This window comes from Proteus hauseri ATCC 700826, from assembly GCF_001654965.1.
Taxonomy (GTDB): Bacteria; Pseudomonadota; Gammaproteobacteria; order Enterobacterales; family Enterobacteriaceae; genus Proteus; species Proteus hauseri.
This window is the reverse complement of sequence record NZ_LXEV01000030.1, coordinates 121,187-136,516: the sequence shown is the minus strand read 5'-3', so window position 1 is coordinate 136,516 and position 15,330 is coordinate 121,187. Positions and strand designations below refer to the sequence as shown.

General features: G+C 37.6%; 9 protein-coding genes. 3 read left to right on the top strand and 6 right to left on the bottom strand.

The window, feature by feature from the left end:
• Positions 1 to 105: 105 nt before the first annotated feature.
• The 6 genes from M997_RS13360 to mltF all read right to left on the bottom strand — a co-directional run bounded on the left by M997_RS13360 (position 106) and on the right by mltF (position 8,027).
• Positions 106 to 666, bottom strand: a complete 561-nt coding sequence (locus M997_RS13360; protein ID WP_239994688.1) for a fimbrial protein — start codon at positions 664 to 666, stop codon at positions 106 to 108.
• A complete protein-coding gene (locus M997_RS13355) occupies positions 666 to 1,736 on the bottom strand; it encodes a fimbrial protein (RefSeq protein WP_064720595.1) in 1,071 nt (356 codons plus the stop codon). The genes M997_RS13360 and M997_RS13355 overlap by 1 nt, the downstream gene beginning before the upstream one ends.
• A gap of 25 nt (positions 1,737 to 1,761) precedes the next feature.
• On the bottom strand, positions 1,762 to 2,526 hold the full coding sequence (locus M997_RS13350; protein ID WP_064720602.1) for a fimbrial biogenesis chaperone: 765 nt from the start codon (positions 2,524 to 2,526) through the stop codon (positions 1,762 to 1,764).
• 29 nt (positions 2,527 to 2,555) lie between these two features.
• Positions 2,556 to 5,042 (bottom strand): fimbria/pilus outer membrane usher protein, encoded by a 2,487-nt coding sequence (locus M997_RS13345; RefSeq protein ID WP_064720594.1) that lies wholly within the window; start codon positions 5,040 to 5,042, stop codon positions 2,556 to 2,558.
• 180 nt (positions 5,043 to 5,222) lie between these two features.
• On the bottom strand, positions 5,223 to 5,771 hold the full coding sequence (locus M997_RS13340; protein ID WP_064720593.1) for a fimbrial protein: 549 nt from the start codon (positions 5,769 to 5,771) through the stop codon (positions 5,223 to 5,225).
• 783 nt (positions 5,772 to 6,554) lie between these two features.
• Positions 6,555 to 8,027, bottom strand: coding sequence for a membrane-bound lytic murein transglycosylase MltF (mltF, locus tag M997_RS13335; RefSeq protein ID WP_064720592.1), 1,473 nt, complete (start codon positions 8,025 to 8,027; stop codon positions 6,555 to 6,557).
• Positions 8,028 to 8,291: 264 nt separating this feature from the next.
• On the opposite strand from mltF, the gene purL reads away from it, so the two are divergent.
• The 3 genes from purL to qseG all read left to right on the top strand — a co-directional run bounded on the left by purL (position 8,292) and on the right by qseG (position 15,321).
• On the top strand, positions 8,292 to 12,182 hold the full coding sequence (purL, locus tag M997_RS13330; protein ID WP_064720591.1) for a phosphoribosylformylglycinamidine synthase: 3,891 nt from the start codon (positions 8,292 to 8,294) through the stop codon (positions 12,180 to 12,182).
• Positions 12,183 to 12,868: 686 nt separating this feature from the next.
• A complete protein-coding gene (locus M997_RS13325; RefSeq protein WP_064720590.1) occupies positions 12,869 to 14,317 on the top strand; it encodes a sensor histidine kinase in 1,449 nt (482 codons plus the stop codon).
• Positions 14,317 to 15,321, top strand: coding sequence for a two-component system QseEF-associated lipoprotein QseG (qseG, locus tag M997_RS13320; RefSeq protein WP_064720589.1), 1,005 nt, complete (start codon positions 14,317 to 14,319; stop codon positions 15,319 to 15,321). The genes M997_RS13325 and qseG overlap by 1 nt, the downstream gene beginning before the upstream one ends.
• Positions 15,322 to 15,330: the final 9 nt, after the last annotated feature.

Below are 15,330 nucleotides of genomic sequence, written 5' to 3'. Positions count from 1 at the left end.
TGAGAAGAGCACAACAAAAGCAGTTGAAATCACAAAAAATGGCGTTACCAATCATTAATATCAAAAAAATAGCTCAACAAGGTAAGTAACCTGATTAAGGACTTATTATTGGTAATTTAAAGTATAAGTAGCTTGAGCTTGAAAAGGTCCCGTTAGTACTGTTTGGTTTTTAATCGCGCTAGATGATGCTTCAACATAGGTCATAAAATTAAATTGAATACGTTGATTATTAAGAAGTCGGGTGGTGCTCGGCTTTTTTAATTGAATAATATTACGATTAAAATCAGTAAATACGATACCAATACTTTTAGGATCTTCTGAACCCGTTCCAACAACAGCTAAATGATTTGGCATTGTGGGATGTTCTTTTCCATCAAGTGTAATAGTGACACTTTTATAAATATCTTGGCTGCAATTTTCTAAGCTAATACTAAAAGATATAGGTTCAGTTTTTTGAAAAGTATAAAGATCTTTAGATGATATCTGTTTGAAATCGATTACTTTATTTTCATCACCAGCAACAATAGTGCATCCATGTGCAACGACAACGCCTTTAAATTCCATATCACCACCAATTAATTCGGTTCCCGCAAATACGGATGGTGATAACAGTAATAGAAATGATGATATTATTTTATTTACTGATATTTTTATTATTTTTTTCATTACATAAATTCCGCAACGAGTGTGGCATGAGCAGAAAATTCACCTTCAGTAATTTTACTGCCAGTTTTTGCTATTGGTGCCGCAGTGACTTCCCAACTACCTGTAAAGTTGTTTAATTTCCCTACAGAAAAATATTTATTAGGGGCAACAATAGCGCCAGATTTATCTCTTAAAACAATGCCTAAATTTGTTCTGTCAACAGGGCCTGTGGTACCTAAATAATCAGAATTAAAACTGGCTACTCCAGAACTACCGGTCTGAACTTTAAACATAATTCGACTGTTTGGATTGGTAAAACTGCCGCCTTCACATTTTATTGGAATATTTCGCGTAATTTTGTAATTTTGACCATTTAAATATTCAGAAGTATTCCCTACGTTGCCAAAATTAAAAGTAATAGGTGAGCCATTATTAAATGTGCATTTATCTTCAGTAGTTAATATTCCTGAGCTAATAACCAATTTTGAAATAGGCTCTGGGCCATATTCTTGATATAAACCATTACCTACACGGGCATACATTTGTGCAACGGCTTGGCCCGTTAAAGAAACACCATTAATAATTGGTTTTTTTAAGCGAAAAACTAATACACCACTACTTCCTGAAGACATATTGGGTTTTGGTGATTCAGGAACTCGGCATCCTTGTTGACCATTTTTATTATTCGGTTTTTCAATAAAAGGAACCGTAGGTAAAGTATCCGGACCCCAAATTGAAAACTTTATTTGTACATCAACATATTCGTTGAGTTCATAGTAATTACCAGTGGAAGGGCGAAGATCTGAATTCGCCATATAATAGGTTCGGGAATTAGCTACTAATGGATCTTTGGGACAATAAACGGTTGCTAAATAGCGATCAGGTAAAGAGAAATTAACGGTAGCTGTTTCACCGGGTTTATTACGTGGAAATGTGGTGTTATCTAAAGTAACTCTAAATACATTTGGCCCACCAACAGTTCGAACCTCGCCATGGATATAAGCAGATGCAATAAGGGGGGTACACAACAGCGCGCCAGTAAAAAATATTTTTAGCGTATTGAAATAAAAATTACAGTTATTGGATTTCATTTTATTCCTACTGGCGTCGAGTTAATTAATATTTAGGTTGTTGTTCTTTTGGCGCTACTTTGCAGCTGTCTTGTTGGCAGACAAATTTTAATTCAGGGTGTCCACCATAATCGTTCACATACATCATATAAAATTGATTTACGTTAGTGGTTTTAACCGGAATATCTAATGAAGATTTAGGTGCAACCATTAAGCCTGGAAAGGTTGTTAATTTATCGTTATCTTCACCATTTAACTTATTTGATAATCCAATAATGGTGATGTAATAAGGTGTTGGATTTTCAGCAATAAATTTATTGCCTTGTTTTTTAAATATTAATTGATCTTGCCAAACCATACCTGGTTTTTCAGGTGTAATAGCGGCTGGGCGATAAAAGAGCTTTATACGAGATTGCATCGCCATTTGTAATACGTTGGCTTGTTTTGGTGCTGGTGGAATTTCACGCACATTAAGATAAAACAGCGATTCTCTATCCTGTGGTAACAGGCCAATTTCTGCCGTTTTAGTGATCCTAACAACACCTTTTTGGTCGCCATCAAGACGTTGTAAAGGGGGGAGTGCAACTAAAGGTGATGAAATTTTTTGCCCATTTTCATTTTCAACCCATGATTGAGCTAAAAAAGGAATATCTGGACTGGTATTTTTCAGGTTCACGCTAGCAGAGTTTTCATTACCGGTTAAAACGATGCGAGTCCTGTCCAATGACACACCCGCTTGCGTGGTGCTGGCTACACTTAACGCGAGTAATGATCCGCAAAATAAAGTTTTCAGTATGTTGAATGAGTTCATACAATTATCTCTGTTATTCATTTTATTCATTAATGCCCCTGACATAAAAGTGATTCACGTTTTAGCGGGTCTGTAATTTGAGTTGGCATAGTAATTGAGCATTGTGCTTTACCATCCCAAACCACATTTAATGATTCATTTAAGCTGACACCTGCAATATAAACGAGGCCATCTTCCATCACCATTCCCATATTTTCACCCTCTTTGTTGGTGACTTCAGCACCAAATGGGGGATATTTATGGTCGCTGGTTTGTAGAATCGCCATTAAGCGTTCACCTTTACGAACAGGGAAAACATAATAACCAATAGCGCCTTCGGTTAAGGTTGCGGATGTGATTGCTTTGCGCGTTTCAATATCTGAATCCATTTTATCAACATCAATTCGGGCATCAACATTGTTATAGCTTGTTAAGTCAGTTAACACACCAATACCAAATAAGTTAGTGGTAGTACTGCGATTATTAAATGGCACACCAGCTACGCCATCAGTATCAACCATCATACGAGCGGTACTCGATGTCATACTGCTACTGTGTAATGCTGCACCATAACGTGTTGCTGTAAAGCCACCCTTAATTGTTGCACCAACAGCCGTATAGTTATCTTGTTGATAGCTAGCATTGGCATTTATTTCGGCATATTGAGAACGATGCTGATAATAGCCATCTGTACTAGCTTTATTATCAGAACTTAATCCAGCACGTACACGCCATAAATTATTATAATTGCTATTATCAGAATAAGACGCCATTTGGCTCACTTTTCCATTACTATCTTGTAAGCTATAGCCAACGCTTTTCCCACTCCCTAATGGCAGTGAAATATTAAAGGAAATACTGTCATCAGTGTTGCCTTTATGTTGAGTACGAAAGGCTGATAAACTCGTATTTATTTGGTCAATACCCATAATAGAGAAATTACGGCTAACCGTAGCACCAAATTGCTCTTGTGTATTTTTATCCCAATAATTTTGATGACGATAAGAGAGATAAAGGGTTGTCGATTTTTCAATATCATCAGCCCAAAAAGTTTTATTACCCGTTATGGTATACATCTCTTTCTCATAACCATTGTTATTAATATCGTTATAACGTTCATCAATATACTGAGAGAAAGAACGAAATGTCTTTTCTGAGAAGCGATATCCCGCAAAGGTAATGGTACTGTGATATTCATCAAATGTTTTTGCGTAGTTGAGCTTAAAGGACATACCATTAATGTTTTCATCATTAAGCGTTTTGCTATAAGACTGTGTCATATCACCAGATAAAGTACCGAATCGACCCATATCATGGCCTACCCCCATAGACCAAGCGTTATAGTCTTTTGCTGTCAATAACACACCACCATAAAGTGACCATGTATTATTCATACCCCAGGAAAAATCGCCTTGATAAAAAAGAGGCCCTTCCATTTTATGGTTATGTAACGATGATTGACCAATAGATGTATTGTAACGTATTGCTCCTGGGCGCGTCATATAAGGTAAATTTGCAGTTTGTACTTGGAACTCATTGATTTTTCCATTCTGCTCTTCAACTCTGACATTTAATTGGCCTTGCACGGTATCTTGTAGGTGTTTGATAGTAAAAGGGCCTGCTGGCACTGTTGTTTCATAAATTAAACGGCCATTTTGGGTAACAGTGACTTTGGCGTTAGTATTAGCAATACCATGAATTTCGGGGGCATAACCCTGTAATGAAGGCGGTAACATGCGTTCATCACTTTGTAAGTTAATACCCGTAAAGCGAAAGCTATCAAAAATCTGAGAGTTCAGATAAGTTTCCCCTAAGGTAAGTTTTGCTGCGTAATCAGGCAGTGGTCTATAAGCGTAGATTTGATTCCATTCAAAATTATTATTTGATGAATATTCTGAAGAATAATTCCCTTGATATTCTGCTCGTAAACGCCAATTGCCAAGATTGATACCGGTTTGACCATAACCTGTCAGCGAATTATTGTTATTGCCCTTATTAGGATGTGTTGAAGTACCCGTGATGGTGTAATCAATCAGTAATCCTGAAATCCCCGCATCCCAAAGCTCTGGGGGTGTCCAGTCAGTATCTTCATATTTCATTAAAGAACGAGGAAGTGTTATATCTAAAACACCACCATCATTCTTCACAGAGACGCCGGGTAATTGACTTATATCGAAACAATCGGGTGTTATTTCTTTGATATATTTTTGATTTTCTTCTGAAATTGTTAACTTTTTTAATAATGCGGGGTCAATACAGACCATTGAAAGGTTTTTACCGACTTCAATATAATTAATGTTTTGTCTAGGGAAGTCTCTACCATTTAGACGAATATCTAAATAGTACATACCCGGAATAACGTAATTAGAGGTAGCAAAACGAGAGAGATCAACATTATCTCTATCTTCTGCATCTAGCATATGAATGTTAAATTCCACAGAATCATCAAGCTCTGCTTGAGCGGAAAACGCTAAGCAAAATAGCAAAATGGCACAACTGTATTTCCAAATTGTGCTGTATGAAAAAGGAATTAACATGAATAAACGCCTAATCTATTTTATTAAATAAAAAGTAATTAAATAATAAATATTTATTTAATTACTTTTTCATTTTTTATATTTAATTAAGTTAAGAGTTATATTAAATTTAACGCAGAGGGATCCCTCTGCGTTATTGCAGTAATTAATCTTTATTATTTAATTAATTAAATAAAAGAATTACTGATAATCAACTTGGAAGTTAATTACGGCTTGGAATTCACCAGGTGTTACTGCTGAATCAGCCGCTTCTGCTTGTACATAAGCAACGAATGGAATTTTAGAAACGCCATTGGCTAATTGTACAGGTGTTGTTGCTGTGTTCCATTTCACTGCTTTACTTGATGCGTCCATTAAGCCGATACCCGCACCTGAAGCAGAACCCGATACAAAAGAAGCTAAGTCTTTATTAGTAGGGTTTACAACGCTTGGGGTGTAGCTAACAGTAGCTGTTTTTGCCACGGTAGTATCACAGTCTTGTAATTCGATATCTTTTTTGATGTTACCCGCTTTTTGCATATTAGCTAATGCAGAAGTTGGGATTTCACTGAAATCGACAATAACTGGGCTTGATGATGCAGCTAATCCACAAGCTGAATTAACAATTTCGCCTTTTAATTGGATTTCGCCTTTAGTAGCACCAATTTTAGGTGCAGAAGTTTCAGCCGTTGCAACAGAATTAATACCAAAAACTAAAGCCGCAGCTAAAGCAATTTTACTCAGATTCATTATAGATAATCCCTTGAAGGTCGTACGTGTTTATTATTAATAAGCAATAATATTTTTTACTGAATACAAAAATTGATTTGCATTACATTTCGAGTTGTTTCGAATAATGACTGGTTTATATGATATCAATAAATCCACCTAACTTGATATAACGTTTTGTTGCTTTCCTCAATTTTCATATTTAATTTTGCCTATTCCATATTAATAGTGTTTTCTACAGGTTTATTCTTTTTATTACTCAATTTACGGGTGAAAAAGTTTATCGGGCAGATAAACTTAATAGATGTAATAATTAACATTATATTAACTTTATAAAGAGTAATGTTATTAACATAACGTTAATTAAATTAATAAAACAAATAATAGAATATCATAAAGTATATATTTCAATAATTTAGATGTTAACACTATCTTGATTAGGTTAATTTTTATGTGAAAATAAGTTTTTCATAAAAATTAATCATAAAAGGAACAATCACGGATGAGATAATTCCTACGTATTTAAGTTAATTTTTTCTTATATATTACTTATTCTGACACTCTTAAAAAGAATATTTAGGTGATTTTTAGTACATTTCACTCACTGAGTGAGTGATTTATAGTGATGGTGTTACATTTTTTAACATATCTTTTTTAGACTAAAAAATAAAATAAAAGATAAAAAATGTAACAATTTTTTATCTTAAAATAGTGTAATAGAGGTTATTTAACGCGTATTTTTATAATAAAAAAAGAAGGGATGTTTTGATGGGGTAAATAGCCCCTATAAAAGAGGCTGTGGTATTAAGGATTACTCGCTACAGTTTCTTGTATTAACTTAGGTGGTGCTTCAGCTTGTTCTTCATCTTTATGGTTATCTTTAGATAAAATTTTATTTTTACTCTCTTTAGCTTGTAAATAACCCACAAGACTAAGTTGATAGCGCCGAATATTTTCTACATAACGGTAAGCTTCATGCCCTCTTGCGTAACCGTAAGGGAGGTCAACATAGTATTTCTTTTGACTCAGTAAAGGTAATCGAGATTTAACATCTAACCAGCTATTAGGATCAGCCCCTTGCTGTTCAGTGAGCCTTCTTGCATCCAACATATGGCCAAAACCGATATTATATGCGGCGAGTGCAAACCAAATTTTTTCATCTTCTGGGATGGTTTCAGGTAAGCGTGATAAAAGATGTTTAAGGTATTGGGCTCCACCTTTCACACTTTCTTCAGGGTCTAGCCTATCGGTGACTCCCATACTGGATGCGGTTGGGCGTGTGAGCATCATTAAACCTCTAACACCCGTAGGCGAGGTTGCATGGGGATCCCAATGTGATTCTTGCCAAGCAATGGCCGCTAACAATCGCCAATCAAAGGTATCAGCATACTTTTCAAATAATGGTTGATAATTGGGTAATACCGAATCGATAGCAGTAATAAAAGAAATGGTATCAAAGTAGTCAAATGATCCGACATGACCAAAATACTTTTCTTCAAGTCTTGCTAATACATCTTCTTGAGATAGCTGATTGAAGTAATCTAACATTGCTGCATATAGACTGTTGTCATCGCTATCAGGAAGATACCAAGTTAAAGGTTGGCTTTCGGTTACTTCAAATCCAACTGCCACATTGGGGTGGATCCGTTGTTGAACTGCAACACTGATAGAGTCTGCTAATACATAGGTAATTTTACCTTCAGATAGCTCTTCTAATAGTTGAGATGTCGTTTGTGTCTGTGACTCTTCCCATTCAAGATCAGGATATTGTGTCTCTTTTAATGTACGTAATAAGCTGGCATGAGCAGATCCTGCACTGACAACTAATCGACCATTTAAGGTATCAAAACTTCGTGGTCTTAGTGTGCCTTTACGGTAAATTAGCTGTTGAGAGACAGAAAAGTAAGCCGGTCCACTTCGCGTCGTCTCTAATCTTTCTTTATTATAAAGTAATCCTGCTGCAATAAAATCGGCTTTGTTATTCTCCAAATCATCAAACATTTGGTTGATATTTGTCCGCATATTAACGACAAGTTTCACGCCTAAGTAGTCAGCAAAGCGTTTCACTAATTCATAATCGAAACCTACGGGGTCCTTTTTATCATTCATCGTTATCAATGGTGAAGGCATTGTACTTATTCGCAGCTCACCACGAGATAAAATCTTATTTATCTGCGCTTTTTGCCTATCAGGCCATGTTATATTCAGGGCGATAATGGCCGCTGAAAATAGCGCGATGATAACGATAACGAAATAGTTAATCCTTATATTATTCAATAGGTTATTTCTCGTTAACGTTGTTTATTATTGTGTGTAAAGTCGTCATTTTAACATGGATAAATTTCCAGTAATCGAGCATTCTGCTTAACATCTTGCTAAGACGCAACTTGATTAAACCAATTAATGATGAAAACACGCTAAGTCAAATGCCGTTATTTTGTTCACGCAAACGGTTTCGTCTGAGTCGTTATTCTATTATACTAGCCGCGTTTCCCCTGAATCACCGTTCAGATTAGCTGCTAAAAGAGAGAACTCAATACTATGGAAATTCTGCGTGGCTCCCCAGCTTTATCCGCATTTCGTATTAATAAATTATTAACGCAATGTCAGGAAAATCATCTTCCTGTTCGAGGTATTTATGCGGAGTTTGTTCATTTCGCCAAAGTGGAAGGGCAGTTATCTGAAGACGACCAAATTAAATTAAGTCAATTATTGCATTATGGCCCTTCATTAACAGAACATGAACTTGTCGGGAAAATGCGAGTGGTGACGCCTCGCCCTGGCACTATTTCACCGTGGTCTTCGAAAGCGACTGATATCGCACATAATTGCGGATTAGCCAGTATTGTTAGAATTGAACGAGGCATTGCTTACTTTGTTGATTGTGATGCAATGAGTGATGCACAGTGGCAGTTTTTTTATGGTTTGATTCATGATCGTATGATGGAAACCATCTTCTTAAATTATCAAGATGCACAAGCTCTTTTTTCAGAACAAACCCCCGCGCCATTTAAAACAATAGATGTTTTAGCCAAAGGCAAAAACGCGCTGGTGAATGCAAATATCGAAATGGGTCTGGCACTTGCTGATGATGAAGTCGATTATTTAGTTGAAGCTTTTAAGCGATTAGAACGTAATCCAACGGATGTTGAGCTTTATATGTTTGCACAAGCCAACTCTGAACACTGCCGCCATAAAATATTCAATGCAGATTGGATTATCGATGGTAAATCTCAAGAAAAATCATTATTTAAAATGATTAAAAATACCTTCGAGCAAACACCTGATTATGTTATGTCGGCATATAAAGATAATGCTGCGGTAATGGAAGGCTCTGTTGCTGGACGTTTCTATCCTGATGCAGAAAAAGGGCATTATCATTATCATCAAGAGCCTGTTCATATTTTGATGAAAGTCGAAACCCACAACCATCCAACGGCTATTTCTCCTTGGCCGGGTGCAGCAACAGGTTCAGGTGGTGAAATTCGTGATGAAGGCGCAACAGGACGGGGCGCAAAACCAAAAGCAGGTTTAGTGGGCTTTTCAGTTTCTAATCTACGTATTCCGGGATTTGAACAACCTTGGGAAGAAGATTTCGGTAAACCCGAACGCATTGTTAATGCACTAGATATTATGACTGAAGGGCCTTTAGGCGGCGCTGCATTTAACAATGAATTTGGTCGCCCTGCATTACTTGGTTATTTCAGAACTTATGAAGAACAAGTGAATAGCCATAATGGTATTGAAATTCGTGGCTACCATAAACCCATTATGCTTGCTGGTGGTATTGGTAATATTCGCGAAGATCACGTACAAAAAGGTGAAATTACCGTTGGTGCTAAGCTCATTGTACTTGGTGGCCCATCTATGAACATTGGTCTTGGTGGCGGTGCAGCATCTTCAATGACATCGGGTCAATCTGATGCAGATTTAGATTTTGCTTCCGTTCAGCGCGATAACCCAGAAATGGAACGACGCTGCCAAGAAGTGATTGATCGTTGTTGGCAGTTAGGTAGCGATAACCCAATTTTATTTATTCATGATGTTGGTGCTGGTGGCCTTTCAAATGCGATGCCTGAATTAGTGAATGATGGTGGGCGTGGTGGTCGTTTTCAGCTACGTGATGTATTAAACGATGAACCAGGTATGAGTCCATTAGAGATTTGGTGTAATGAATCTCAAGAACGCTATGTATTAGCAGTGTCACCAGAAAAAATGCCACTATTCGATGCGTTATGCCAACGAGAAAGAGCACCTTATGCTGTTATTGGTGAAGCAACACAAGCGCGTGATCTTGTCTTAAATGATGCACATTTTAATAATCAACCTATTGATATGCCTTTAGATATTCTATTAGGTAAAGCACCAAAAATGCTGCGAGATGTGAAAACGCTTAAAACAGCGGGTGATTATCTAGATCGCAAAGAAATTAATTTAAAAGATGCGGTATATCGCGTTCTACACCTTCCTGCTGTTGCTGAGAAAACTTTTTTAATTACCATTGGTGATCGCTCTGTTACTGGGATGGTAGCGCGAGATCAAATGGTTGGCCCTTGGCAAATTCCTGTTGCTAACTGCGCGGTTACTACTGCAACACTAGATAGCTATTATGGCGAAGCAATGTCGATAGGTGAAAGAGCACCAATAGCACTATTAGATTTTGCTGCTTCAGCACGAATGGCTGTGGGTGAAGCGTTAACAAATATGGCATGTGCGGATGTTCAGGCATTAAAACGGATTAAATTGTCAGCTAATTGGATGTCTGCAGCAGGGCACCCCGGTGAAGATGCTGGGTTATATGATGCAGTAAAAGCGGTGGGTGAAGAGCTTTGTCCTGAATTGGAAATAACGATCCCAGTGGGTAAAGATTCGATGTCGATGAAAACACGCTGGCAAGATGAAAAAGGTGAGACTAAAGAAGTTACCTCACCCCTTTCTTTAGTGATCACCGCATTTTCTCGAGTTGAAGATGTTCGTAAAACGGTGACGCCTGAGTTATCGACTCAAGCTGGAAATCGATTATATCTTATCGATCTAGGTAATGGGCATAACGCATTAGGTGCAACCGCCTTAGCGCAGGTTTATCGCCAATTAGGTCAAAAAGCAGCAGATATTCGTGATGTTGAACAATTAAAACAGTTCTTTAATGCGATGCAGCGATTAGTGAGTGAAGATAAGTTACTTGCTTATCATGACCGTTCTGATGGTGGATTACTTGTGACATTAGCTGAAATGGCATTTGCAGGCCATTGTGGTCTAAGTGTCGATATCAGTGCTTATGATGAAGATATTTTAGCTGGATTATTTAACGAAGAACTTGGTGCGGTGATACAAATTAGTCAGCAGCATCAAGATGATGTAGAAGCGCTATTTACAGAATATGGTTTGGCGGATAGCTTACATTATTTAGGTCAAGCAACATCGAGTGATGACATTATTATTAGTAGTCGTGAAACCGAAGTGTTCCATGAAAAACGCAGCACATTACGCATGTGGTGGGCAGAAACAACATGGCAAATGCAGCGTCTGCGTGATAATCCTGAATGTGCTGATGAAGAACATAATGCGAAGCGAGATCTTAATGATCCAGGGTTAAATGTTCATCTTACTTTTGATCCAACTGAAGATATTGCCGCTCCTTATATAGCAACAGGCAGCCGTCCTCGTATTGCGGTATTAAGAGAACAAGGCGTGAACTCCCATGTAGAAATGGCCGCGGCTTTTGATCGCGCTGGTTTTGATGCCATCGATGTGCATATGAGTGATTTACATTCAGCACAGCGCTCACTCACTGATTTCGATGTGTTAGTCGCCTGTGGTGGTTTCTCTTATGGTGATGTTTTAGGTGCAGGTGAAGGTTGGGCTAAGTCTATTTTATTCAACTCACGTTTACGCGATGAGTTTGCTCAATTTTTTGAGCGCCAAGATACTCTCTCTCTTGGGGTATGTAATGGGTGCCAGATGATGTCTACATTATCTGAACTTATTCCGGGTGCTGATTTATGGCCTCGTTTTGTTCGTAACCGTTCAGAGCGTTTTGAAGCTCGCTTTAGTTTAGTTAAAGTGACGGAAAGTCCATCTTTACTGTTACAAGGTATGGTGGGTTCACACATGCCTATCGCTGTTTCTCATGGTGAAGGTTTTGCTGAGTTTCGCTCTCTTGAGCAAGTCGCTCAATTAGAAGCACAGAACTTAGTCGGCTTACGTTTTGTTGACCACTATGGTAGACCAACAGAACAATATCCATTAAACCCTAATGGTTCAGTGAAAGGGATCACGGCAGTAACCACCCCTGATGGCCGTTCAACTATTATGATGCCGCACCCTGAACGAGTATTTAGAACGGTAAGTAATTCATGGCACCCTGATAATTGGGGAGAAGATAGCCCTTGGATGCGCTTATTCCGTAATGCAAGAAAACAGTTTGATTAATTAGCTTATAATTAGTAGTCATAAATACGAAAGCCTCTACTTTAGATAGAGGCTTTATTTTATTGATAATTAAGCATTATTTTTATGTTGTATAAAAATGACGACATTCAACAATTTCACCGTCTCCATTTAGAGACATTTAACTAATTGAATTATAATGATTAAATAAATTTGACATAACTCTGTCTGCATATAGAGACAGCTTGCTGGTTTTTTAACTAAATAAAAAAGGGTACTAAGTAATAAATTAGGCGGCTATTTTTATTTTAACTTTAAAAACAGTATGTTAATTATTTTTTTGAAAAGTTGGCACGCGTTGTGCATTATATTAATCAGTTGCTCATTCAACTTTTTATGTCGGTCCACAATATGGGTGGGAACATACCACATAAGCCAGGAATGACGCCAGAGTAAGGTGCCTACCGTCCAACATCATGATACTCGTCTTCGGACCTTATCAAACACAGGGCGACACGTGGAGTGAGGCACCACCTTCATCCTCTTTTAAAGAAAAAAGAGATGAAATATTGACGAGCGGGATATCTTGATAAGATATTCCGCTCTCCCTCTTAAAGAGCCTGTCAAATTTCCCATCTTATGTTCGTTTCTCTTACCTAATTTTCAAAGTCGGACTTTTTTCTTGTTTTCAAGTCATGTAGCATCGCATTACTCCAATAGGTGTTGAGATGATTTCATTGAAAAAGTGGCGTATTTTTCCCCGTTCTTTAAGACAGCTTGTTATTATGGCATTTTGGATGGTGTTATTACCGCTGTTGGTACTGGCTTATCAGGCTTATCAAAGCCTTGATCAACTGAGTAACCAAGCGGCAATCACTAATAAAAATGCGCTCGCAGATACTGAACGTAGTGAAGTAATGCGAAATTTAGCGATTGAGATGGAAGGTAACTACCGAAGGTATTGTGTATTACGCGATAAGACTGATGAAAATATGTATCAGCAACGCTATCAGCAATACGCTAAAATGTTTTCTACACTCCAACAAACAATTATTCCCCTTTCTGCCTCTAAAGAGGCTGAAGTTCTTAATTCTTCTCTTGCCAAATTAAAGCTTATTCAATGTGAAAGCAGCGAGCCTACCCAAGAGATGCAACAAGCATTAGAACAGTTCTCTTATGCCAATAATCGCATCGTTGTATTAACAAAAGAGATTATTTTTAATCGTGGTGAACAACTGCAGATGGCAATAGCAGAGAAAGGGCGCTACTTTGGTTGGCAAAGCCTTATTGTATTTGCTTTTAGTCTTATTTTAATTGCGTTATTTACTCGAATGATTATTGGTCCCGTAAAGCGTATCGAAAAAATGATTAATCGATTAGGCGAAGGACGTACGTTAAGTAATAATCTGGATGCTTTTCAAGGGCCTCGTGAGTTACGTTCTCTTGCTCAGCGGATTATTTGGTTAAGTGAACGTTTAGCTTGGTTAGAGTCGCAGCGTCATGAATTTTTGCGTCATATCTCACATGAATTAAAAACACCCTTAGCAAGTATGCGAGAAGGCACCGAATTATTAGCTGATGAAGTAGCGGGCCCTTTGACGCTTGATCAAAAAGAAGTAGTATCAATCCTTGATAACAGCAGCAAACAACTTCAATTATTAATTGAACAATTATTAGACTATAACCGTAAACTTTCTGAAGTTCCTCAACAAATTGAAGAGGTCAATCTTACCGATTTGATTAATGATGTAGTATTAGCACACAGTTTGCCTGCCAGAGCGAAAGATATTAAGACGATAATTTCGTTAAATCTGACAAAATGTCGTGCAGAAGCCACATTATTATCTAGAGTTATCGACAATCTCTACTCGAATGCGGTGCACTATGGCGCTGAATCGGGTAATATCTGGATCTCTAGTTATCAAGTTGAACAGAAAATAGTTATTGATATAGCCAATAAAGGAACGCCTATTCCTGAATCAGAGCAAAAAATGATTTTTGAACCTTTTTTCCAAGGTACGTTATTACGAAAAGGGGCGGTAAAAGGAAGTGGTTTAGGGTTAAGTATTGCTCATGATTGTATCAAAAGAATGGATGGCGAATTAAATGTCGTTCCTTCAGACTATGCTGATGTCTGTTTTCGTATTGAACTACCGCTACTTTCTGAGAATAAATAATGCAAATCAGGTCACAATTACAAGTGTCTGCTCGTCATGGGCATATAAAAATAAACAAAAAGACGCTTAGTGCTGAACAGTTAAGTATGGCCCCTGCATCGATTAGAAAAATTGTATCAAATTGGCGCGTCTATTTACTGCCAATCCTCTTTCCTTTTGTTCTTTCTGGATGTGTTGCTAAGTCACTTTCTGAAACGCTAAATCCAGAACCAGAGCCTCCTGTTGTTAAACAAAAAACTATCGATTATCGCTGGGCTGAATGTAAAACTTTAAGCGCATTTTATGACGAAGGGCTTAATAATGCGCTGTATTGGTTACGTACTATTGAGTGTACAAATCGTATCATGACAACTGAGGCGCAGCGCCAAGCCACAAGTGTGGTAGTAACAGGTTGGGATGATGCTTTTTATAAAAGTATTTTATTAGAACGGGCAGGAATGACGACGGCTGAACGAAGAACTCAATTAATTCTACTCGAAAGTTATAAATTGCAATTTCCTAGCTCAATGCGTGCTCTTTTATCTATTTGGATTGAAAATCAGACATTGATTTTATCGTTAGCTGAAGAGAAAAATCGCTATCGTCGTTTTTCAACAGAAACTGAAAATAGAATAGAGCTGCTAAAAAAAGAGAATGCCGCATTAGAGCACGAATTAAAAATTACGTTGAAGAAGCTAGAAAATCTGACGCAAATTGAGCGCCAATTATCAAGCAGAAAGCAAGGAACATCTGTTGATACATTATCATCAGATAGTGCGCTTTCTGAAGCTGCTTCAACACCAGCCGAAAGCGCTAATACAGAAAAAACGACTGAACAGGAAAATGCTACGCAATCGATAACAACAAGCGTTCCAACAGATAAGCCTCAAGCAGATAAATCTGAGCCAGTGAAAACTGCGGAAAAACCTGAACAAGTTAAAACAGAACCGACAAAATCAGAACCAGCCAAAGTAGGTACTGATAAATCGGAAGCAGAAAAACCAACTGAAGCAGGATCTAAATAAGGAGAATGT

Excerpts from the sequence above, each read along its gene's own strand:
- M997_RS13360 (WP_239994688.1), bottom strand. The coding sequence starts at position 666 with ATGAAAAAAATAATAAAAATATCAGTAAATAAAATAATATCATCATTT.
- M997_RS13355 (WP_064720595.1), bottom strand. The coding sequence starts at position 1,736 with ATGAAATCCAATAACTGTAATTTTTATTTCAATACGCTAAAAATATTT.
- M997_RS13350 (WP_064720602.1), bottom strand. The coding sequence starts at position 2,526 with ATGAACTCATTCAACATACTGAAAACTTTATTTTGCGGATCATTACTC.
- M997_RS13345 (WP_064720594.1), bottom strand. The coding sequence starts at position 5,042 with ATGTTAATTCCTTTTTCATACAGCACAATTTGGAAATACAGTTGTGCC.
- M997_RS13340 (WP_064720593.1), bottom strand. The coding sequence starts at position 5,771 with ATGAATCTGAGTAAAATTGCTTTAGCTGCGGCTTTAGTTTTTGGTATT.
- purL (WP_064720591.1), top strand. The coding sequence starts at position 8,292 with ATGGAAATTCTGCGTGGCTCCCCAGCTTTATCCGCATTTCGTATTAAT.
- M997_RS13325 (WP_064720590.1), top strand. The coding sequence starts at position 12,869 with ATGATTTCATTGAAAAAGTGGCGTATTTTTCCCCGTTCTTTAAGACAG.
- qseG (WP_064720589.1), top strand. The coding sequence starts at position 14,317 with ATGCAAATCAGGTCACAATTACAAGTGTCTGCTCGTCATGGGCATATA.